At 68.8% G+C, this 22,487-nt stretch carries 13 protein-coding genes; 11 read left to right on the plus strand and 2 right to left on the minus strand.

The features are described 5' to 3' along the window. Positions 1 to 12: 12 nt before the first annotated feature. Together ACFWBN_RS17550 and ACFWBN_RS17555 are read left to right on the plus strand one after the other, a co-directional pair. Complete coding sequence (locus ACFWBN_RS17550) at positions 13 to 957, plus strand: carbohydrate ABC transporter permease (RefSeq protein ID WP_385177464.1); 945 nt, start codon at positions 13 to 15, stop codon at positions 955 to 957. Between the two features lie 17 nt (positions 958 to 974). Next, the gene (locus tag ACFWBN_RS17555; RefSeq protein WP_385177466.1) at positions 975 to 1,901 is read left to right on the plus strand and encodes a carbohydrate ABC transporter permease; all 927 of its coding nucleotides are present in this window, start codon (positions 975 to 977) and stop codon (positions 1,899 to 1,901) included. A gap of 165 nt (positions 1,902 to 2,066) precedes the next feature. Here the strand turns inward: ACFWBN_RS17555 and mgtA are convergent, their stop codons facing one another. Beyond that, entirely contained in the window at positions 2,067 to 4,787 is a 2,721-nt protein-coding gene (gene mgtA, locus ACFWBN_RS17560) for a magnesium-translocating P-type ATPase (protein WP_385177468.1), read from the minus strand. Between the two features lie 574 nt (positions 4,788 to 5,361). Here mgtA and ACFWBN_RS17565 point away from each other — a divergent pair. From ACFWBN_RS17565 to ACFWBN_RS17590, 6 genes are all read left to right on the plus strand, one after another. After that, positions 5,362 to 6,576, plus strand: coding sequence for an ROK family protein (locus tag ACFWBN_RS17565; RefSeq protein ID WP_385177470.1), 1,215 nt, complete (start codon positions 5,362 to 5,364; stop codon positions 6,574 to 6,576). 129 nt (positions 6,577 to 6,705) lie between these two features. Next, a complete protein-coding gene (locus ACFWBN_RS17570; protein ID WP_385177602.1) occupies positions 6,706 to 7,806 on the plus strand; it encodes a sugar ABC transporter substrate-binding protein in 1,101 nt (366 codons plus the stop codon). A 158-nt stretch (positions 7,807 to 7,964) separates the two neighbouring features. After that, entirely contained in the window at positions 7,965 to 8,753 is a 789-nt protein-coding gene (locus ACFWBN_RS17575; protein ID WP_383800412.1) for an ATP-binding cassette domain-containing protein, read from the plus strand. A 26-nt stretch (positions 8,754 to 8,779) separates the two neighbouring features. Next, the gene (locus tag ACFWBN_RS17580; RefSeq protein ID WP_385177604.1) at positions 8,780 to 10,069 is read left to right on the plus strand and encodes a sugar ABC transporter permease; all 1,290 of its coding nucleotides are present in this window, start codon (positions 8,780 to 8,782) and stop codon (positions 10,067 to 10,069) included. Positions 10,070 to 10,319: 250 nt separating this feature from the next. Then, on the plus strand, positions 10,320 to 12,236 hold the full coding sequence (gene dxs, locus ACFWBN_RS17585; protein ID WP_385177473.1) for a 1-deoxy-D-xylulose-5-phosphate synthase: 1,917 nt from the start codon (positions 10,320 to 10,322) through the stop codon (positions 12,234 to 12,236). A gap of 117 nt (positions 12,237 to 12,353) precedes the next feature. Further along, complete coding sequence (locus ACFWBN_RS17590; protein WP_385177475.1) at positions 12,354 to 13,850, plus strand: amino acid permease; 1,497 nt, start codon at positions 12,354 to 12,356, stop codon at positions 13,848 to 13,850. An 11-nt stretch (positions 13,851 to 13,861) separates the two neighbouring features. Here ACFWBN_RS17590 and ACFWBN_RS17595 read toward each other — a convergent pair whose 3' ends face one another. Then, on the minus strand, positions 13,862 to 14,932 hold the full coding sequence (locus ACFWBN_RS17595) for an LCP family protein (RefSeq protein WP_385177477.1): 1,071 nt from the start codon (positions 14,930 to 14,932) through the stop codon (positions 13,862 to 13,864). Between the two features lie 176 nt (positions 14,933 to 15,108). On the opposite strand from ACFWBN_RS17595, the gene ACFWBN_RS17600 reads away from it, so the two are divergent. The 3 genes from ACFWBN_RS17600 to ACFWBN_RS17610 all read left to right on the plus strand — a co-directional run bounded on the left by ACFWBN_RS17600 (position 15,109) and on the right by ACFWBN_RS17610 (position 22,485). Next, the gene (locus ACFWBN_RS17600; RefSeq protein ID WP_385177479.1) at positions 15,109 to 16,707 is read left to right on the plus strand and encodes a hypothetical protein; all 1,599 of its coding nucleotides are present in this window, start codon (positions 15,109 to 15,111) and stop codon (positions 16,705 to 16,707) included. 160 nt (positions 16,708 to 16,867) lie between these two features. Beyond that, entirely contained in the window at positions 16,868 to 18,049 is a 1,182-nt protein-coding gene (locus ACFWBN_RS17605; RefSeq protein WP_385177483.1) for a CDP-alcohol phosphatidyltransferase family protein, read from the plus strand. Next, positions 18,046 to 22,485, plus strand: coding sequence for a glycosyltransferase (locus ACFWBN_RS17610; protein WP_385177486.1), 4,440 nt, complete (start codon positions 18,046 to 18,048; stop codon positions 22,483 to 22,485). The genes ACFWBN_RS17605 and ACFWBN_RS17610 overlap by 4 nt, the downstream gene beginning before the upstream one ends. The last annotated feature ends 2 nt before the right edge of the window (positions 22,486 to 22,487 follow it).

Consider the following 22,487-nt stretch of genomic DNA (forward strand, 5'->3'; position numbering starts at 1 on the left):
GGGACGGACACCATGAGCCAAGTAGCCCAGGGGAGGAGGAAGGGCGGTTTCATCGCCGCCTTCCTCTTCGCCCCCCTCGCGCTGTACCTGACCTTCGTCATCTGGCCGTACGTACAGACGTTCGGCTACTCCTTCACCAACTGGACCGGGCAGTCACCGACGTTCGACTTCGTCGGCCTGGACAACTACTCGGCCCTACTGGAGGACGAGGTCTTCCGCGGCGCGCTCTGGCACAACCTGCTGCTCGTGGTGTTCGTCCCGGTCGTCACCATCCTGCTCGCCCTCTTCTTCGCCTTCATGGTGAACGCGGGAGGGCGCGGCGGGGCCGGCGGTGTGCAGGGAGTCGGCGGATCGCGCGTCTACAAGATCGTCTACTTCTTTCCGCAGGTCCTCTCCCTCGCCATCCTCGCCGTGCTCTTCGGGGCGATCTACCGCAGCGACGGGGGCGGCCTGCTCAACGGCTTCCTCACCAAGATCGGCCTGATCTCCCCGCAGCACCCCGTCGAATGGCTCAACGAGCCCAACTTCGTCCTCTGGTGCCTGCTGTTCGTGGTCGTCTGGCACGGAGTCGGCTTCTACCTCGTCCTCTTCTCCGCGGCCATGCAGTCCGTCCCCAAGGACATCTACGAGGCCGCGCTGCTCGACGGCGCCGGGCGCGCCCAGACCTTCTTCAAGGTCACCCTGCCCCTGCTGTGGGATTCTGTGCAGACCTCCGCGGTCTACCTGGGCATCGCCGCCATGGACATGTTCGTCCTCGTGTCGACCATGACCTCGGGCCAGTTCGGCGGCGGACCCGACCACCACAGCGAGGTCATGTCGACGGTGCTGATGCGCAACTTCCTGTACTTCGGCAAGAGCGGCTACGCCTGCGCCATGGGCGTCGTGATGCTCGTCCTGACCATGATCCTCTCCGTCATCACGCTGCGTGCCACCCGCCGCGAGCGCATCGAGTTCTGAGCGGGAGAGAGACCGTCATGACCACAGTGATCAAGGCTCCGGGCGAAGCGGCAGCGGAGCGGTCCGGCGGAACCGGCCGGACGGGGCGGCGGGGCAAGCGCCGCTCGGACGGCATGGTCCTCAACGTCTTCTCGCACGGGTTCCTCGTGCTCTGGGCGATAATGATCGTGCTGCCCCTGATCTGGCTCGCGCTCGGCTCCTTCAAGACCGACGCCCAGATCGGCGGCTCGGCCCTCAGCTGGCCCTCGAACTGGCACCTCGACGCCTTCGGCCGGGCCTGGGACAAGGGCATCGGCGGCTACTTCGCCAACACGCTGATCGTGCTGGTGTTCTCGGTCCCGCTGACCATGCTGCTCGGTTCGATGGCCGCGTACGTCCTGGCCCGCTATCCCTTCACGGGCAACCGGATCATCTACTACTTCTTCGTCAGCGGGGCGATGTTCCCCGTGTTCCTCGCGCTCGTACCCCTCTTCTTCATGGTCAAGCGCTTCGACATGCTGAACTCCTACCAGGGCCTGATCCTGGTGTACGTCGCCTACTCGATGCCCTTCACCGTCTTCTTCATGCACTCCTTCTTCCGGACGCTGCCCACGGCGGTCCACGAGGCGGCGGTCATCGACGGAGCCTCCGACACCCGGATCTTCTTCCAGGTGATGGTGCCGATGGCCAAGCCCGGCCTGATCAGCGTCGGGATATTCAATGTCCTGGGCCAGTGGAACCAGTACATCCTGCCCGCCGTGCTGATGCAGCCGCAGACGAGCGGCGAGCCCGAGCGCTACATGCTCACGCAGGGGCTCATCCAGCTCCAGTACCAGATGGGCTACGAGACCGACCTGCCGGTGCTGTTCGCCGGAGCCACCATCGCGATGATCCCGATGCTGGTGGTCTACCTGTCCTTCCAGCGCCAGATCCAGGCCGGCCTGACCTCGGCCACCCTCAAGTAGGGACGACCGACCAGCTGACCGCCGAGACCGAGGCGGTCAGCTGGTCGGACACCGTCATTCGGCCTCAGCCTCGTCCCCGCCGCGCGGCTCCCGGTCCAGGCGCCGACCCAGAGGGCGGAGCAGTACGTTGGCCCCCACCACGCCCGCCGTGCCGCAGAGGGCCGCTTAGAGCCAGGTGTTGAACTTGCGGATGTACCAGGTCTTCACGAACTGGGTGAGCGTGCAGTAGGCGAGCAGTACGCCGATCAGCCACGGGAAGTAGCTCGCGGGCAGGGCGACGAAGCCCAGCGACGCGGCCAGCGGGGAGAACGGCAGCCACAGGCCGGTCAGTACCGCGAGGATCGTCATCACCATCACCGGCCAGGAGGCGCGGGACTGGATGAAGGGGATCTTCCGGGTACGGATCATGTGGACGATCAGGGTCTGCGAGAGCAGGCCCTCGATGAACCAGCCGGACTGGAAGAGCGACTGGCTCGCCTCGGTGTTGGCGGCGAAGACGTTCCACATGATCAGGAACATCGAGATGTCGAAGATCGAGCTGACCGGGCCGATGGTGACCATGAAGCGGAAGATGCCCTTGGCGTCCCAGTTGCGGGGCTTGCGCAGGTACTCCTCGTCCATCCGGTCCCACGGGGTCGCCAGCTGCGAGATGTCGTAGACCAGGTTCTGGACCAGCAGCATGATCGCGAGCATCGGCTGGAAGGGGATGAACGCGCTCGCCACCAGGACCGAGAAGACGTTGCCGAAGTTCGACGACGCCGTCATCTTGATGTACTTCATCGTGTTGCCGAAGGTGGTCCGGCCCTGGATCACGCCCTGCTCCAGGACGGTCAGGTCCTTCTCCAGCAAGATGATGTCCGCCGACTCCTTGGCGATGTCCACGGCGGTGTCGACCGAGATGCCGACGTCGGCGTCGCGCAGCGCCGCCGCGTCGTTGATGCCGTCCCCGAGGAACCCGACGGTGTGTCCGTCGGCCTGCAGGGCCCGCACGATCCGGGCCTTCTGCACCGGGTTGACCTTGGCGAAGACGGTCGTACGGGCGGCCAGCGCGCGCAGCGCCGCGTCGTCGAGGGTGTCGATCTCGGAGCCGAGCACCACGTGCCCGACGTCGATGCCGACGTCCGCGCAGACCCGGGCGGCGACGAGGTCGTTGTCGCCGGTGACCACCTTGACCGCGATGCCCTTGTCGGCCAGGCCCTGCAGGGCCCGGGCGGCGTCGGCCTTCGGCGGGTCGAGGAAGGCGAGGAAGCCGATCAGGGTCAGCTGGTCCTCGTCGGCGACCGTGTAGGTGTCGCGGGGGGTGGCGATCGTACGGGTGGCGACGGCCAGGACCCGCAGGCCCTTGCGGTTGTTGTCCTCGGCGATGCGGGTGACGTGCCACCGCAGCTGCTCGGTCAGTTCGACCTTCTCGCCGCGGTCCGTCATGTGGGTGCAGAGGTCCAGGACCTCCTCGACCGCGCCCTTGGTGATCATGACGTGCTCGGAGCGGCCGAGGTCGCCGACGAGGGAGTTGCGGTTGAGGACGACGGACATGCGGCGCCGGGCGAAGTCGAAGGGGATCTCGTCGACCATCGAGAACCGTGCGTCGACGACAACCTCCTCGGCCTCGTTGACGCGGTCGATGACCGCCTGGTCCATCAGGTTCTTCAGACCGGTCTGGAAGTGCGAGTTGAGGTAGCCGTATTCCAGGACCTCGTTGTCGTCGTTGCCGTGCACGTCCAGGTAGCGGTCCAGGACGATCCGGTCCTCGGTGAGGGTGCCGGTCTTGTCCGTGCAGAGCACGTCCATCGCGCCCAGGTTCTGGATGGCGTTGAGCCGCTTGACGACCACCTTGCGCTTGGACATGGCGACCGCGCCGCGCGCCAGGTTGGCGGAGACGACCATCGGGAGCATCTCGGGGGTCAGGCCGACCGCGACGGCGATGCCGAAGAGGAAGGCTTCGTTCCAGTCGCCCTTGGTGAACCCGTTGATCATGAAGACGACCGGGACCATGACCAGCATGAAGCGGATCAGCAGGAAGCTGACCTTGCGCACGCCGTTGTCGAAGTTGGTCTGCGGGCGCTCGCCGACCAGCGAGCCGGCCATGGAGCCGAAGTAGGTGTCGGCGCCGGTGGCGACGACGACTCCGGTGGCGGTGCCGGAGGTGACCGACGTCCCCATCAGGACCAGGTTGTCGGCCTCGACCGGGTCGGTCGTCTCGTGCCGGCCGAGGTCCTCGCTGCGCGTGTCGGCCTTGGCGACCGGCAGGGACTCGCCGGAGAGCGCCGCCTGGCCGACCATCAGGTCCTTGGAGGTGACGAGCCGCAGGTCCGCCGGGATCAGGTCGCCGGCGGCCAGCTTGACCAGGTCGCCCGGGACCACCTGGTCCATGGGCACTTCGAAGGTGGTGGGCCCGGAGCCGGTACCGGCCCGGCGCTGCACCGCGCAGGTGGTGGTGACCAGCTTCTTCAGCGCGTCGGCGGCGCGGCCGGAGCGGAACTCCTGCCAGAAGCGCAGCAGCCCGCTGATCCCCACCATCACGGAGAGGATGATGACGCCCGGGTCCTCGGGGTCCTGCCAGTACATGACGGCGGCCAGGAAGACCAGGACGCCGATGAAGGGGTTCCAGTACGCCTTCCCCAGCTGGACGAACCAGAGCGGGGCGCGCTCCTGGGCGACGACGTTGCGGCCGTGCCGCTCCAGGCGCAGCGCCGCCTCGCCGTGGGTGAGGCCGCCCAGCGAGGAGTCCACGTCCTGCAGGACCCGGGTGCCGGGGCGGGCGCTGGTCTCGGCGAGGCGCTCGCCGACGACGCGGGTACGGGACTCCAGCTCGGCGGCCTTGCGCTCGCGGCGGGTCCGGCCCGGCGGCGCGAGCTTGGTGGGGGTACGAGGGGTGAGCATGGTCATGACGAATACCTCCCTCCACGGTGTCCGGACGGCACGGAGCCGAGCGGTCACGTGGAGTGATCATGGGTCGGCGCGGAGCGGCCCCGAAGGACCGGCGGGCACGCCGATGGACATGGATGACGCAGGCCCGACGACGGGGTCAGGTCATGCGGAAGGAAAGGGGAAAGAAGGAGAGGGCGCGCGGAGACAGCGGTGTGCCGCGGCCGTGCGCACTCGGAGAAGGGTCGGCCCGGTTACAGGTCAGCCGACGAGGGCGCTGCAAAGACTTCGATCGGGACTCATCCCGAACACCTCCTTGCGTAGCGCCGTCATTACAGGGCGCCCGGTCCGGCCGGAAAGGCCGCAGAGGATCGGCGCCTCAGCGACCGTAACACGATCTCGGCGACCGTCCCCTCCCCCTTTTGGCCGATAGTGGCCGTTTCGTGCTGCCTCAGCCTCTTGACGTGTGGAGGGACAAAGGCTCGACTTAAGGTTCACAAGTTGGAGAGACGCCGGGGTCTCGGAGCGCGAAGCCGCGACGTCCCGGCCGGGGGGCGACGGCCAGCCGTCGCTTATGGGCAGGAGTGGATGAGTCGTGCAGACTCCCGGATCGCAGTCCTCGCTGCATCGCGCGAATCTCGAACGGGTCGTGCGGGCGGTGCGCCTCGCGGGTTCGCTGACGCAGGCGGAGATCGCCCGCACCACCGGACTGTCGGCGGCCACGGTCTCCAACATCGTCCGCGAGCTCAAGGAGAGCGGGACCGTCGAGGTCACCGACACCTCGGCGGGCGGCCGGCGGGCGCGCAGCGTCTCGCTCAGCGGTGACGCCGGCATCGTCATCGGCGTCGACTTCGGCCACACCCACCTGCGGGTGGCGGTCGGCAACCTCGCCCACCAGGTGCTGGCCGAGGAGGCCGAGCCGCTGGATGTGGACGCCTCCTGGGCGGACGGCTTCAACCGGGCGGAAGCCCTGGTCGGGCGCCTGATCGCGGGCATCGGGGTGGGGCTGGAGAAGGTCATCGGCGTCGGGCTCGGCGTCCCCGGCCCGATCGACGTGGAGTCCGGGACCCTGGGCTCGACCGCGATCCTGCCGGGGTGGGCGGGCATCAACCCCCGCCAGGAGCTCTCGCAGCGCCTCGGGGTGCCGGTCTACGTCGACAACGACGCGAACCTCGGAGCCCTCGGTGAACTCGTTTGGGGGAGCGGCCGGGGAGTGAAAGACCTGGCGTACATCAAGGTGGCCAGCGGCGTCGGCGCCGGGCTGGTGATCAACGGTCGGATCTACCGCGGGCCGGGCGGCACCGCGGGCGAGATCGGGCACATCACGCTGGACGAATCCGGCCCGGTCTGCCGCTGTGGCAACCGCGGCTGCCTGGAGACCTTCGCCGCGGCCCGGTACGTCCTGCCGCTGCTCCAGGGCACGCACGGACCGGAGTTGACGATGGAGCGGGTGGTCGAACTGGCCCGCGGCGGGGACCCGGGCTGCCGCCGGGTGATCACGGACGTGGGCCGCCACATCGGCAGCGGCGTGGCCAGCCTCTGCAACCTCCTGAACCCGAGCCGGGTGGTCCTGGGCGGCTCCCTGGCGGACGCCGGTGAACTGGTCCTGGCCCCCATCCGTGAATCAGTGGGGAGGTACGCGATTCCGAGCGCGGCCCGCCAATTGTCGGTGCTCACGGGCTCGCTGGGCGGGAGGGCCGAGGTGCTGGGCGCCCTGGCGCTCGTACTCAGCGAGATGGGCGATTCGACGCTTTTGTCGGACCATGGAAGTGGAGTGCGAGCTCCCGCCGTCTTGCCTTCAGGTAGATAACAGATGGCACCGTTGTCATCTCGTTAAGGATTCACTCCTTGACGGCAAAACGCGGCCGGGGTTGACTCACATCCACCTCGGCCGCAGCGTTGCGGCCTCGTCAGGGAGGTTCAAGAAATGAACACTCGTATGCGTAGAGCCGCCGTAGCCGTCGCCGCCGGCGCCATGGCCGTTTCCCTCGCCGCCTGTGGCAGCGCCAAGGAGGCCGGCGAGAAGCCGAAGGAATCCGGCGCCGCCGCGGGCGACGCGATCAAGGTCGGCCTGCTGCTGCCGGAGAACCAGACCGCGCGTTACGAGAAGTTCGACAAGCCGCTCATCGAGAAGAAGGTCGCCGAACTCACCGGCGGCAAGGGCCAGGTCGTCTACGCCAACGCCAAGCAGGACGCGACCACGCAGAACTCGCAGGTCGACACGATGATCACCAACAAGGTGAACGTCCTGATCGTGGACGCCGTGGACTCCAAGGCCATCGCCGGCTCGGTCAAGAAGGCCAAGGAGGCCGGCATTCCGGTCGTCGCCTACGACCGCCTGGCCGAGGGCCCGATCGACGCCTACACCTCCTTCGACAACGAAGAGGTCGGCAAGGTCCAGGGCAAGGCGCTGCTGGAGGCGCTGGGCGACAAGGCCAAGGACGGCCAGATCGTCATGATGAACGGTTCGGTCACCGACCCGAACGCCAAGCTCTTCAAGTCCGGTGCGCACTCCGTCCTCGACGGCAAGGTGAACATCGGCAAGGAGTACGACACCGTCGAGTGGAAGCCGGAGAACGCCAACACCAACATGGCGGCCGCGCTCTCCGCGCTCGGCAAGGACAAGGTCATCGGCGTCTACTCCGCCAACGACGGCATGGCCGGCGGCATCATCACCGCCCTCAAGGCGGCCGGCGTCTCCCCCCTGCCGCCGGTCACCGGCCAGGACGCCGAACTCGCCGGTGTGCAGCGGATCGTGGCGGGCGAGCAGTTCATGAGCGTCTACAAGCCGTACGCCCCCGAGGCCGAGGCCGCCGCGAAGATGGCCGTCGCCCTCGCCAAGGGCGAGAAGCTCGACGCCGTCGCCACCTCCAAGGTCGACAGCCCGACCACCAAGGGCGTCGCGTCCGTGCTGATCCCGGTCGTCTCGCTCACCAAGAACAACATCAAGGACACCGTCATCAAGGACGGCGTCTACACGGCCGACGAGATCTGCACCGACAAGTACGCGGCCGCCTGCGCCACCCTGGGCCTGAAGTAGCGGCCCCTGCCGCCTCCTTGCGAGACGGCCCCCGTGCCTGCTCGGCGCCCCGCCCCCTCTTCCCCCGCCAACCGCGGGGCGCCGAGCAGAAACGTTCCCCCATTCGCCCCGCTCCTGCTCTTTTGCACGACATCCCCGCCGGTCAGGCGGCGAAGGAGATGGTTCATGTGTCCGCTGCGCCCGTGCTGGCGTTGCGAGGGGTCTCGAAGCGGTTCGGCGCCGTTCAGGCCCTGACCGACGTAGAACTCGAGATCCACTCCGGTGAGGTGGTCGCCCTTGTGGGTGACAACGGCGCCGGCAAGTCCACGCTGGTCAAAACGATCGCCGGCGTGCACCCCATCGATGACGGCGTCATCGAGTGGGAGGGGCGTCCGGTGTCCATCGGCAAGCCCCACGACGCCCAGAACCTGGGCATCGCGACGGTCTACCAGGACCTGGCGCTGTGCGACAACATCGACGTCGTCGGCAACCTCTTCCTCGGCCGCGAGCTCAAGCGCCGCGGCATCCTGGACGAGGTGGAGATGGAGCGCCGCGCCCGCGAGCTCCTGACCACCCTGTCCATCCGGATACCCAGCGTCCGGATCCCCATCGCCTCGCTCTCCGGCGGCCAGCGCCAGACCGTGGCGATCGCCCGCTCCATGCTGGGCGAGCCCCAGCTCGTCATCCTCGACGAGCCCACCGCCGCCCTCGGCGTCGAACAGACCGCGCAGGTCCTCGACCTGGTGGAGCGGCTGCGCGAGCGCGGCCACGCCGTCATCCTCATCAGCCACAACATGGCCGATGTGAAGGCCGTCGCCGACAAGGTGGCGGTCCTGCGGCTGGGCCGCAACAACGGTGTCTTCAACGTCGCCGACACCTCGCAGGAAGAGATCATCTCCGCCATCACGGGAGCCACGGACAACGCCGTGACCCGCCGGGCGGCCCGCACCGGGGAGGCTCGCAAGTGAGCACCGAGAACCCAGCCGCCGACCCGCTGCACAAGTCGGACGACAACCGCACCGAGCATGCCGACGTGGTCAACCCGGCCGCCGCGCACGACGCCATCCCCGCCGTGGACCCCCGCCTCCTCGTCCGCGAGGAGGGCCTCGCCGGCTACCTGAGCGAGTTCGGGCGCCGGATGAAGGCGGGCGACCTGGGCTCCATCCCGGTCGTCATCGGCCTGATCATCATCTGGAGCATCTTCCAGGGCCTGAACTCGAACTTCCTTTCCCCGGAGAACCTCAGCAACATCGCGATCACGATGACCGCCACCGGCATGATGGCCGTCGGCATCATCTTCGTGCTGCTGCTGGGCGAGATCGACCTCTCGGTCGGCTCCGTCAGCGGTGTCTCGGGCGCGATCGTCGCCGTCCTCGCCGTCACCCACGGCGTGAACGAATGGCTCGCGATCCTCGCCGCCATCGCAGGCGGCGCCCTGATCGGCTCCATCCACGGCTTCTTCTTCGCCAGGATCGGCGCCCCCGCCTTCGCCGTCACCCTGTCGGGCCTGCTCTTCTGGTCCGGCGCGATGCTGCAGATCCTGGGCAGCAACGGCACGATCAACCTCGACTCCGACGGTGTGGTCGGCAAGCTGACCACGTACTTCTTCTCGGACGTGGCCGTCGGCTACGGGCTGGCCGCGATCGCGGTGGCCGGGTACTTCCTCGCCACCTTCTTCGACGCGCGCCGCCGCGAGGCCGCCGGGGTTCCCTCCCGGCCGCTCGCCGAGATCCTGCTGCGCACCGGCCTGCTCGCGGTGTTCACCTTCGGCCCCGCGATCGTGTTCAACCAGTACAAGGGCCTGCCGCTCGCGGTGGTGCTCTTCCTGCTGGCCCTGGTCGGCACGGACTTCGTCCTGCGCCGCACCTCCTTCGGCCGCCAGATCTTCGCGCTCGGCGGCAGCGTCGAGGCCTCCCGCCGCGCCGGCATCAACGTCAACCGGGTCCGGATCACGGTCTTCGCGATCGCCGGCACCTTCGCCGCCATCGGCGGGCTCTTCTGGGCCTCCAAGATCGCGGCGGCCAACCAGAGCGCCGGCGCCGGCGACCTGCTGATGAACGTCATCGCGGCGGCCGTCATCGGCGGCACCAGCCTCTTCGGCGGCCGGGGCCGGACCTGGAACGCCCTCCTCGGCGTCATGGTCATCACCTCGATCCAGTACGGTCTGGCCCTGGAGGGAATCGCGACGCCGATCCAGTACATGATCACCGGAGCGGTGCTGCTGGCCACCGTGGTGATCGACTCGATCACGCGCAAGACCCAGAAGACGGCCGGACGCGCCTGACCGCGCGCCCGGAGGCCTTCCGGCGGTAAGACCGGTCACAGTGCCCGGTGCCACTTCGTGTGGCGCCGGGCACCCGTGCGTACACCTGTGCGTACAACTGTGCGGGTATGCGCCCGTATGTGATGTGTGACCGCGTAGTGGTGTGTACATGTATGACAAAGGTGTGGCTCACCCGGGACAGCCGGATGACCGGACCCGCGAGCGGAACATTAGACTCGACAGACCAGCAAGCAACTGCAAGGAGGCACGGGTGCTGCTGACCCGCATCAAGGGACCGCGCGATCTGGACCGGCTCAGCCAGGAGGAGCTCAACCAGCTCGCCGCGGAGATCAGGTCGTTCCTCGTCGACGCCGTCTCCAAGACCGGCGGGCACCTCGGCCCCAACCTCGGTGTGGTCGAGCTGACGATCGCCCTGCACCGGGTCTTCGACTCGCCCAAGGACAAGGTCCTCTTCGACACCGGCCACCAGGCCTACGTCCACAAGCTGCTCACGGGCCGCCAGGACTTCGGCAACCTGCGCTCCAAGGGCGGCCTGTCCGGCTACCCCTCGCGCGCCGAGTCCGACCACGACGTGATCGAGAACTCGCACGCCTCCACCGTGCTCGGCTGGGCCGACGGCATCGCCAAGGCCAACGAGGTGCTCGGCCGCGAGGACCACCACGTCGCCGCCGTCATCGGCGACGGCGCGCTGACCGGTGGCATGGCCTGGGAGGCGCTGAACAACATCGCCGCCGCCAAGGACCGCCCCCTCGTCATCGTCGTCAACGACAACGAGCGCTCGTACGGCCCCACCATCGGCGGCCTCGCGAACCACCTGGCCACCCTGCGCACCACGGACGGCTACGAGCGCTTCCTGGCCCGCGGCAAGGACCTGCTGGAGCGCACCCCGGTCGTCGGGAAGCCGCTCTACGAGACCCTGCACGGCGCCAAGAAGGGCCTCAAGGACTTCATCGCCCCGCAGGGCATGTTCGAGGACCTGGGCCTGAAGTACATCGGGCCCATCGACGGCCACGACATCGAGGCCCTGGAGTCGGCCCTGCAGCGCGCCAAGCGCTTCAGCGGCCCGGTCATCGTGCACTGCCTCACCCAGAAGGGCCGCGGCTACGAGCCGGCCGTCCAGGACGAGGCGGACCGCTTCCACGCGGTCGGCGTGATCCACCCGGACACCGGCCTGCCGGTCTCCACCGACGCCGCCAGCTGGACCTCCGTCTTCGCCGACGAGATGGTCAAGCTCGGCAGGGAGCGCAAGGACATCGTCGCGATCACCGCGGCCATGCTCCAGCCGGTCGGCCTGAAGAAGTTCGCGGACGCCTTCCCGGACCGGATCTTCGACGTGGGCATCGCCGAGCAGCACGGCGCCACCTCGGCGGCGGGCCTGGCGACCGGCGGCGCCCACCCGGTCTTCGCGGTGTACGCCACCTTCCTCAACCGCGCCTTCGACCAGGTGCTGATGGACGTCGCCCTGCACAAGTGCGGGGTCACCTTCGTCCTGGACCGGGCCGGTGTCACCGGTACGGACGGCGCCTCCCACAACGGCATGTGGGACATGTCCATCCTCCAGGTCGTCCCGGGCCTGCGCCTGGCCGCCCCGCGCGACGCCGAGCAGCTGCGCGCGCAGCTCAACGAGGCGGTCCTGGTCAAGGACGCGCCGACCGTCGTGCGCTTCTCCAAGGGCGTCGTCGGCCCGGCCGTCCCGGCCGTCGGCCGGATCGGCGGCATGGACGTGCTGCGCGCCCCGGCCCCCGAGGTCGCCCGGCCCGACGTCCTGCTCGTCTCGGTCGGCGCCCTCGCCCCGATGTGCCTGGAGATCGCCGACCTGCTGGACAAGCAGGGCATCTCCACGACCGTCGTCGACCCCCGCTGGGTCAAGCCGGTGGACGAGGCGCTGGCCCCGCTCGCCGACGGCCACCGCGTGGTCGTCACCGTCGAGGACAACAGCCGCGCCGGCGGTGTCGGCTCGGCCGTCGCGCAGGCGCTGCGCGACGCGGGCGTGGACGTGCCGCTGCGCGATTTCGGAATCCCGCAGCGCTTCCTGGACCACGCCACCCGCAAGGAGGTCATGGCCGAGATCGGCCTGACCGCCCCGGACATCGCCCGCCACGTAACCGGCCTGGTGGCGAAGCTGGACGGGCGCTACGACAGCGAGGCGGCCGCCACCGTCGACTAGGACGGGAACAGGCCACTAGATCGCCGCGCGGTTGCACGTCACGGGCCGGGAGATCACCCTGGAAGGGGTGGGCCTCCCGGCCCGTTCGCGTGCGTCACCTTGTTCGGAGGTGCGTTGGTGAGTACGGATCTGAACAGTCCCTTCCGCACCAAGTCGGTCGAACAGTCCATCCGGGACACCGAGGAGCCGGAACACCAGCTCCGGAAGTCGCTGTCCGCCTGGGACCTGACCGTCTTCGGCGTCGGTGTGATCATCGGCACCGGTATCTTCGTCCTCACCGGCAAGGTGGCCAAGGAGACGGCGGGCCCCGCCACCGCGCTGGCCTTCGTGGCCGCCGGTGTCGTGTGCGGCCTCGCCGCTCTCTGCTACGCCGAGTTCGCCTCGACCGTCCCGGTCGCCGGTTCGGCGTACACCTTCTCCTACGCCTCGATCGGCGAGCTGCCGGCCTGGATCATCGGCTGGGACCTGGTACTGGAATTCGCCCTCGGCACCGCGGTGGTCGCCGTCGGCTGGTCCGGGTACGTCCGCTCCCTGATGGACAACGCGGGCATCCATCTGCCCGCCTCCCTCCAGGGGCCAGACGTGCCGGGCGGCACCTTCGACCTGCTGGCGTTCATCCTCGTCCTGGTGCTGACCGTGATCCTGGTGGTCGGCGTGAAGCTGTCCGCGCGGATCACCGCCATCGTCGTCGCGATCAAGGTCACGGTGGTGCTCATCGTGATCATCGCGGGCCTGTTCTTCATCAAGGGCAGCAACTACGAGCCCTTCATCCCCAAGGCGGTCAAGCAGGAGGGCGGAGCGGGCCTCGACGCACCACTGGTGCAGCTGATCTTCGGCTACGAGCCCACGAACTTCGGCGTCATGGGCATCTTCACCGCGGCCTCCGTCGTCTTCTTCGCCTTCATCGGCTTCGACGTCGTGGCCACGGCGGCCGAGGAGACCAAGCTGCCGCAGAGGGACATGCCGCGCGGCATCCTCGGCTCGCTGCTGATCTGCACCGTGCTCTACGTGGCGGTCTCGCTCGTGGTCACCGGCATGCAGCACTACACCGAGCTGTCGGTGAGCGCCCCGCTGGCCGACGCCTTCAAGTCCGCCGGACATCCCGTGTACGGCGGCATCATCAGCTTCGGCGCGGCGGTGGGCCTCACCACGGTGTGCATGATCCTGCTGCTGGGCCAGACCCGCGTGTTCTTCGCGATGAGCCGCGACGGCCTGCTGCCGCGCTTCTTCTCGCGGACGCACCCGAAGTTCCGCACCCCGTACCGGCCGACGATCCTGCTCGGTGTGGTCATCGCGATCGTCGCCGGCTTCACCAGCATCAACGAGCTCGCGACGCTGGTGAACATCGGTACGCTCTTCGCCTTCGTGGTCGTGGCGCTCGGCGTGATCATCCTGCGCCGTACCCGCCCCGACCTGCACCGGTCCTTCCGGACCCCGTGGGTGCCGGTCGTCCCGATCCTGTCGATCGCCGCCTCGGTCTGGCTGATGCTGAACCTGCCGGCCGAGACCTGGCTGCGCTTCGCGATCTGGATGGTGATCGGCTTCTTCGTGTACTTCCTGTACGGACGCAGCCACAGCCGGCTGGGCCGGGTGGGCCGCGACGCGAAGTTCTAGCCGATGCCGGCTCAGCCCTTGGCGGGGGAGTCCTTCGCGGAGGCCGGGATCTTCCGGTCGTTGCGGAGGGCTTCCCACAGCTGGGTCGCCTGCGGCTCGGCCACGATCACGCGGTTCGGGTCGACCTTGTCGTAGGCGACCGGCAGCATGATCGTCTCCATCGTGCTCGGGTCCACGCCCTTCATGCTCTGCGCGAAGTCGGACAGCGCGGTGAGCGAGGCGAGGTCGGAGTCGGTGGTCAGCGACTTGGTGCCGGCGTCCGCGAGCTTGTAGAGCCGCGCCGGGTTGCCGAGGGCGTCCTGCTTCTTGATCTCGGACAGCATCGCCAGCATGAACTGCTGCTGGAGTCCGATGCGCCCCAGGTCGCTTCCGTCCCCGTAGCCGTAGCGGGTCCGTACGAACTTCAGCGAGTCGGTGCCGTTCAGCCGGTGCTCGCCCGCGTCCAGCTTGAGGCCGCCCTTCGCGCCGCTCATCGGCTTGTCCAGGGTGACGGTGACCCCGCCGAGCGCGTCCACCAGACCCTTGAAGCCGGCGAAGTCCACCTCGACGAAGTGGTCCACGCGGATGCCGGACATCCCCTCCACGGTCTTGACCACACAGGCCGGACCGGCGAGCGAGTAGACGGAGTTGAACATGACCCGCTTCGCGGACTCGACGGTCTTGCCGTTCGCGCCCTTGCACTCGGGCCGGGTGATCAGGGTGTCGCGGGGGATGCTCACCGCGGTCGCCTTGGCCCGGCCCTCGGGTATGTGCACCAGCATCGCGGTGTCCGAGCGGGCCCCGCTGACATCGCCGTGGTCGAGGTCGCCGTTGGCACCGGCGCGGGAGTCGGAGCCGAGCACGAGGATGTTCTGCGCTCCGGCGACGACCTTCTGCGGGCGGTTGTCGCCGATCGCCTGGTCCAGGTCGACGCTGTCGATGTTCCCGTTGAGGTGGCTGTACGCCCACCAGCCCGCGCCCGCGGTGCCGAGGATGAGCACGGCGACCACCAGGAGGACGATCCTCAGCACGCGCCGCTTGCGCGGGCGTGCCCCGCGGCCTCCGGTCCGGCGGCGACTGCGTGCGGCGGTGTCTTGGGTCATACTGCTCGAATCCTCGGGGGGCCCTGGGGCGGACGTCAGTGGGTGCGGCCGTCCGGATGCCGCTGCACTATAAGCAGATTTCCGAGTCGAATGGGAGAGCGCTTATCGTCCTCCTGGTCGGTCGTGCAGCGGAAGTCCCGGAGTCCGCGAGGCGCCAGGGAGGAGGAGAGGAAGCCATGGCCCGAGCAACCAGACGTCGTACGCGACGCGGCGAGACGTCCCCTGACCCGCTGCCCGGTTCCGGCCCGCAGTCCGGCCGTCCGGCCCCGGTGGCGATCGTCGTGGCGGGCCCCGCCGATGCCGTCCCCCTCATCCTCTCCGAACCGGCCGGCTCCGTGATCGAGCTCGTCTGCCTCGACGGCGGCGACGACGCCGAGTACCGCGCGATGGAAGCGGCCGTCGCCCAGGCGCGGCGACGCGGGTGCACCTTCCCCGGAGAACCGTTCTTCCTCGACGCCGAGGCGGGCAACCTCACGGGCCAGATCCTCGACACCCTCTACGAGATAGAGCCGCTGCGCGTGCGGACCCTCGATCCGGATCCCGCGCACACCGACTTCGACCGCGAACGCAAGCTTCCGATCGTCAACGAGCCGGCGGCGCGCGGGCAGGTCGCCCGCAGTGCGCTCCGGGCCGCCCGCCGCTACCAGCTCGACGTCGGCACCCCGGTGTTCGTCGACTGCCGCAGGGCCGGCGCGGACGCCGGACTGCCTCCCCAGGCGTGCACCCGCTACCCCCTCCCCACCCGCTGGCTGATGACCGGCAAGGACGGCCGGCTGTCCGCCTACCTGCCCACGGCCGCCGGCGTCGTCCGCTGGACCGAGGGATCCACCGAGGCCGAAGGCTGGCGGGGACCCGAGCTGCTCGAAGGCCCGGAGCTGATGCCCGGGCTGACCGTACTGCGCGGCCCCGAGGGCTACGCGCACCTGATCGGTCTGAGCCGGACCAAGCGCAGGGAGGGCGGGGTCGCCGTCGAGGTGGTCTGCGCGACCCAGTACCAGACGGGCCGGCCCGTCGGGCCGTGGCTGACGATGGGCAATCCCAATGCTTCGGGCTGGCAGAAGGCCCGCGAGGTCGGATTTCCCGCCGCCGCCTTCGACCCCGAGGGAACCCTGCACGTCTTCGTCCGCAACTTCGGACACAGCGTCAGTACCCGGAGGCAGGCGCGGTCCGGCGGCCTGGCCGGCTGGGAGACGCTGCGCGGACTGAAGGTGGCCGACGAGCTGACGGTCTTCGCGGCGGCGGAGGGCGGGGTGCACATGGTGGCGCGGGCGCGCGACACCCAGGCCGCCGTGCACTGGTACCGGCGCGACGCGAGGTCGGAGTGGGCGGAGAACCGCCGGATCCCCGTGAGCCCGTACCCGGGCAGCCTGGCGGCGGCCCCGGAGGCCGGCCTGGTGCGCTTCCGGTACGCGGGGACCAACGAGGTGTGCGTCTGGTGGCCGGGCGCGCAGGCGCCGATCGGCCTCGGCGGGCCGGACGGGGTCGGTCCGGTCGCCGGAGTGGCGGGTGCCGACATCCAGGGCTGGGGCTGCACGGTGCTCGTGCGCGGCGGTGCCGGGGGAGTGACGGCCATCGGCGCGCACCCTGACGGGCGGCCCGATACGGGGGTGTGGTGGTCGGAATCCGGGGAGCCCTCGGTGGTTCCGCCGGCGGCCGCATTCGACAGCCGGGGCCGTGTGGTCATCGCCACAGTCGGAATGGACGGGAAACTCCGTGTGGCACGGCAGGAATTGGGGTCCACTGGCTTGGAGTTCACTTCTTGGAGTGTCCAATAAGCGACGTTTGGTTGCGATGGTTGACAATTTGAGTACTGGCTCTGGCCATAAGTGGCTTGTTATGGTCATGAGGCGCCCTTTACTTAAACCATAGGTGAACGTCCGGCGTCAGGGCGGCGACGAAAGCCGTCATCGGGTTCGCGTTGACGACTGAGGGGTTATGTCCAAGCTGTCACTGAAGGCTGTCCAGAAGCTCACGTGTAAGAAGCGGGATGCTTGGTGGACGGTCCTTCTGGTCGACCCGGTGGCGACCCGACTCGTCTGCCTGCTCGCCCGGTGGGACTTCGTGACGCCGAACCGGGTGACGTGGGCCGCCCTCTACATGGGCCTGGGCTCGTCCTACTTCTTCTTCCAGGGTGACTGGGCATCCCTGTGCATCGGGGCGGCCCTGTACCACGTCAGCTTCATCCTCGACTGCATCGACGGCAAGCTCGCCCGCCTCAAGGGCAACGGAACCATCTTCGGCGGCTGGCTCGACTACGTATTCGACCGCATTCGCGTACTCGTCTGCGCGCTCGCCCTGATGGGCGGGCAGTTCGTGCGCGCCGACGAAGAGATCTTCCTGCTCGCGGCCCTCGTCGTGATCTTCCTCGACATGCTGCGTTATGTCGACGCCCTCCAGATCTACAAGATGCGCATGTCGATGCGCAACAAGATCGAAGCCGTCACCCTCTCCCGGCAGGCGGAACAGGGCCTCGAAGAGGAGGAGCGCAAGGTCGTCTTCATCGAGGACCTGCTGCGCGAAAACCCCCTGGGCCAGGCGGACGAGCTCAAGCGCCGGAGCGCGGAGACCGAACAGGCCGAGGTCATCGACCTGCACCAGCAGTTCCGCGAGCGCTTCCCCTGGTACGCGCGGGTCCGCCACGCCCTGGTGCAGAGCCGCATCCGGCCGCACCTCATCAGCGGCATCGAGTTCCAGATGTTCATCTTCATCGTCGGCCCGCTCATCGGCCACGTGCTGTGGACCACGGCGGTGTCCGCCGTGCTGATGGGCGCCTTCGAGCTCGTCATCATGTTCAAGTTCTGGCTCTCCACCCGGGACTTCACGCGCACGATGGAGCGCCTCGACCCGGGCAGCACCCCGTCGCGCGCCGGCTCCATAGCCCCGCACCTGCACGCGGGACGCCACCGTCGCCGGGAGGGCGACTACCCGGGTGTGGACGAGGCCGACCGCAGGTTCCCCGCTCCGGAACCGTACGAGGACCCCGGCTTCCAGCCGTACCCGCGTCCCTACACGGACGAGTACACCGGCAGTGTCACCGACACCATGCAGTTGGCAAAGATCCCGTCGCAGGCGGTGCCGCGCCCCGACTACGCCGAACCGGAGCGCCACCCCAGATGAGCTTCCCGGTCGACATATCGCAGTACCGCGTCACCATCGTCATCCCGGCCTTCAACGCGAGCGCCACGCTCGCCCGCGCCCTCCAGTCGGCACTGGCCCAGACCCACCGCGGCGTCGAGGTCCTCGTCGTCGACGACCGGTCCACCGACAGCACCGTCGCCGTGGCCCACCAGTACGCCGCGCAGGACGGCCGGGTCCGCGTCATCGAGCGGCCGCAGAACAGCGGCGGCTGCGGCGCACCCCGCAACAACGGCATCGAGGCCGCCTCCGGCCAGTTCGTGATGTTCCTCGACGCGGACGACGAGCTGCCCCTCAAGGCCGTCGAGACGCTGCTCTCCTCCGCCCTCACCACGGGCTCGGAGGTCACCGCCGGCCGCGTGGTCCGCATCAACCAGGCCACGGACGAGATCACCGTCTGGCAGCCCCAGCTGTACCCCGCCGACCAGACGGTCGCCGGCCTGAGCGGCATGCCCGAGCTGGTCGACGACCCGATCGCCACCGGAAAGCTGTACCGCCGGGACTTCCTCGACAACCACGGCATCCGCTTTCCCGAGGGCGTCTACTTCGAGGACACCTACTTCTCCACGGTGGCGAACTTCCACGCGCGGTCGTTCACCATCCTCGCCACACCCGTCTACCGGTGGATGTGGGAGCGGGAATCCGACCAGCCGTCGATCACCAACCGCCGCCACGAGCTGCGCAGCATCCGCGACCGCGTCCTGGTGCACCAGTACACCGACAGCTTCCTGTACAGCGTCGGGCGCCCGGACCTGCTCGCCCGCAAGGGGGCCAAGTTCCTCTCGCACGACCTGCGGCTGTACACCCCCGAACTGCGCACCGGGGACCAGGCCTACCGCGACGCGTTCGTCGCGGCCGTCGCCCCGTACCTGCACGGCCTCGACCCCGGCACCTTCGAGCTGTGCGGCCCCATGGAGCGGATCCGTGCCTTCGGCCTGATGCACGGCCGGGTCGACATCGCCGTGTCGGCCTCCGACTACATGAAGCGCCGCAGCGTCATCAGCTCCGACATCGTGGAGCGCGACGGCCGGGTGTTCTGGTCGGGATCGCTCCTGGGCCACCCCGGCGCGGAGAAGTTCCTCGAGGTCACCGAGCTGGAACTGACCGGCCACAAGCTGGCCGACGCCCGCATGTACAACCAGGCCGTCTCGATCGAGATGGTCGACGGCGAGCTGCACATCGCCGGTGCGATACGCAACCAGTTCAGCCGGTTCGACCCCGAAGACAAGATCGAACTCATCGCGGTGCTGCGCCGCCGCAGCACCAAGACGGACCACCGCTTCCCCGTCTCCGGCGTGGAGATCGATGCGGACTGGATCCGCTACCACACCACCGTCGACCTCAAGTCCACCCTGGACAAGGCCGACCGCGCGGGCCACTGGAACTTCTTCGTCCAGCTCAGGCACGGCGGCGAGCGCGCCTCCACGGCGCTCAACATCAGCGGCGTCGACGTCAGCAGCCTGCGGCACTCCTGCGCGGCCGGCGTCTTCGAGGTCTACGAGACCGTCAGCGGCAATCTCGGCCTGCGCCCGGAGACCGAGGAACTGCAGGTCAAGGCTTCGGACCGGGGCACGCCCTGGCTGTGGTGGCAGGACGCCGCCCCGGTCGCACCGGTCGCCCCGCCCGAGCAGTACGCCGCCGCGCTCGTGGTCCAGTGCCACAACGACGAGTACCACCTGCGCGAGTTCCTCTCCTCGCTCGTCGCCCAGGGCAGCTTCCCGCGCACCCAGGTCGTCTTCGTCGACGACGGTTCGAGCGACAGCACCGGCCGGCAGCTGGCGGCCTTCGCCGCCTACTACCCCAACGCCGGCGTCGTCACCCAGCACAGCCTCGGCCTGCGCGCCGCCTTCGACCACGGGCTGCGGTACGTCGCGGCCCCCTACGTGATGTTCGCGCGCGCCCGGGACATCCTCGGCGAGGACTCCGTCGGCCGGCTGCTCGCGGCGGCCCGCCGGGTCAAGGGCGCCGATGTCGTCGTCGGTCAGACGGACAACTTCCCCGGCCCGTGGCGGAGCGCGGACGAGCCGTGGCAGCGGTACTTCAGCGGCAAGGACCCCGTCCGCAGGCTGGCGGACGCCCCGTACCTGGTGTTCTCCACCCAGCTCGGCGCCAAGCTCTTCAAGACCTCCTTCATCCGGGAACACGGCTTCCGCTGCGGCCCGGGTCCCGGCCCCGAGGACGACTGGTTCACCGTCCCGGCCGTGCTGTACGCGCGGGCGGTGGCCATCGCACCGGGTGCCCGTTTCTACGCGCGCGACGAGCAGAACCAGAACTCCCTCTTCGACCGCCCGTGGAACGACCCCGCCAAGGCGGTGGACCGGGTCCGCCTGGCCTCGTACGTCCTCGCCTCGGTCCAGGGAGCCCCGCCCCGGATCGTCCTGCTCGCCCAGCGCTTCGTGGTCCGCACGCTCCAGCCCTTCGTGCGCAACATGCACCGGATCATGAGCAAGCCGGAGCTCGCCGCGGTCCTTCCCGCGCTGGCGTCGGTCTACGGCCAGGTCCCCGACGAGATGATCCTCCAGTACGCGTCCCACCCGCAGTCCAAGGTCCAGCACCACGCGATCGTCACGGGCAACCTGGAACTCTTCGCGGACCCGCTGGGCACGCCGGAGTACCTGCCCACCCTGTTCCTGGACGACGAGGGCATCTACCGGAGGCTGGCCACCGACCCGGTGCAGACGACGCTGCTGCGCGTACCGCGGGCCAGCGCCGTCCTGGAGACCTTCGACTGGACCGACGACGAGCTCCACTTCGAGGGGCTCCTCGTCTTCTCCGGCGTGGACATCAGCGCCCGCTTCACGAACCGGATCCAGCTGGTGCTCTCCGACGGCCGGCGCGAGGTGGCGCTGCCCGTGGAGCAGGTCTACCGCCGCGACCGCTGGCGTACCCGCAAGAACCAGGACTGGTTCTCCGGCTGGCGCGCCACGGCCCGCCCGGGCGCGCTCGACCCGCTGCGCAACGCCGAGCTGACCCTGGTCATGAGGGTGCTCGACCAGGACCGCCACCACGACATCCCGCTGGCGGCCCGGCAGATGCTGCACCGCTTCAAGGGCGTGCACACCTCGGGCCGGCAGCGCCTGGTCCTGTCGATCGACGACGACGAGCAGGTCGCGATCCGCTGGGTGCGCGGCTTCCTGGCCCGGCGCAAGGACAAGCTGCGGCGCTTCGGCTGGGAGCTGCGCAACTCGCTGCCCGGCCGCCCCGGCTGGCGCACCCGCCTGATGTACTGGTTCACCTACCCCTACCTGCACAACCGGGGCATCTGGATCATCGGCGAGCGCGAGGACACCGCTCAGGACAACAGCTACCACCTGTTCAAGTGGATCCGGCAGAACCGGCCCAAGACCAAGATCTACTACTCCATCAACGGAGACTCCCCGGACTGGGACAAGGTCGCCCGCTACGGGCAGGTCATCGACCGGCTGTCATGGAAGCACCGGGCCTACCTGCTGCACGCGGAACGGCTCATCAACGCCTACGACCTGGAGGCCTACCTGGGCTTCCCCGGCCTCCTCAAGAGGGCGTTCCTGCGCGGCTACGGAGACCTGCTGCGCTACAAGCGGGTCTTCCTCCAGCACGGAGTCGTCTACAACGACGTCGTCGCCTCGATCCACGGCCAGGCCACCAACGTCGACATGGTGCTCACCACGGGGCGCAGCGAGCGCTCGTACTACGCCGAGCACTGCGGCTACGGCTACGGGCGCGTCGCGGCGACCGGGCTGCCCCGGTTCGACGCCCTGGAGCCGGTCCGCGGCCTGCGCCGGATCCTGGTCATGCCGACCTGGCGCCGGGACATCGTGGCCCCCTCGTACAACAGGGCGGCCAAGCCCGAGATCCCCTTCCCGGCGTCCGAGTACTACCGGTTCTTCTCCGCGTTGCTGCGCAACGAGCGACTGCTGAACGCCCTGCAGTTCTACGGGGTCGAGCTGGAGTTCATGCCGCACTACGAGATCCGCCCGTACCTGAGCCACTTCAAGATCGACCACCCGTCGATCACGGTCTCGACGACGGGACGCGACGTGCAGCTCGCGATGCGCGAGTGCTCGATGCTGGTCACCGACTACTCCTCGGTGTTCTTCGACGTGGCCTACATGGGCAAGCCCATCGTCTACACGAACTTCGACGACGAGTCCTTCTACACCAAGCACTACAAGCGGGGATATTTCGACCTGGCCCGGGACGGCTTCGGCCCCGCCTGCCGCACCGTCGACCATGCCGTCGACGAGATCATCGCGACGATGGAGCGGAACTTCCAGGTCGAGCCGGAGTACCGGCGCCGCGCGGAGGCGTTCTTCGTCCTGCGCGACACCTCCAACTGTGAACGCGCCTTCGACGTCATCGACACGATGGACGCCAACGTCGTGGGCGACCAGCGGGCGCAACTGCACCTCGGAGCACGGGGCTTCGGGGAGTTTTGAGA

The sequence above is a fragment of the Streptomyces sp. NPDC059989 genome (assembly GCF_042736975.1).
Lineage (GTDB): Bacteria > Actinomycetota > Actinomycetes > Streptomycetales > Streptomycetaceae > Streptomyces.

Excerpts from the sequence above, each read along its gene's own strand:
- ACFWBN_RS17550 (WP_385177464.1), top strand. The coding sequence starts at position 13 with ATGAGCCAAGTAGCCCAGGGGAGGAGGAAGGGCGGTTTCATCGCCGCC.
- ACFWBN_RS17555 (WP_385177466.1), top strand. The coding sequence starts at position 975 with ATGACCACAGTGATCAAGGCTCCGGGCGAAGCGGCAGCGGAGCGGTCC.
- mgtA (WP_385177468.1), bottom strand. The coding sequence starts at position 4,787 with ATGACCATGCTCACCCCTCGTACCCCCACCAAGCTCGCGCCGCCGGGC.
- ACFWBN_RS17570 (WP_385177602.1), top strand. The coding sequence starts at position 6,706 with ATGCGTAGAGCCGCCGTAGCCGTCGCCGCCGGCGCCATGGCCGTTTCC.
- ACFWBN_RS17575 (WP_383800412.1), top strand. The coding sequence starts at position 7,965 with ATGGTTCATGTGTCCGCTGCGCCCGTGCTGGCGTTGCGAGGGGTCTCG.
- ACFWBN_RS17595 (WP_385177477.1), bottom strand. The coding sequence starts at position 14,932 with ATGACCCAAGACACCGCCGCACGCAGTCGCCGCCGGACCGGAGGCCGC.
- ACFWBN_RS17600 (WP_385177479.1), top strand. The coding sequence starts at position 15,109 with ATGGCCCGAGCAACCAGACGTCGTACGCGACGCGGCGAGACGTCCCCT.
- ACFWBN_RS17605 (WP_385177483.1), top strand. The coding sequence starts at position 16,868 with ATGTCCAAGCTGTCACTGAAGGCTGTCCAGAAGCTCACGTGTAAGAAG.
- ACFWBN_RS17610 (WP_385177486.1), top strand. The coding sequence starts at position 18,046 with ATGAGCTTCCCGGTCGACATATCGCAGTACCGCGTCACCATCGTCATC.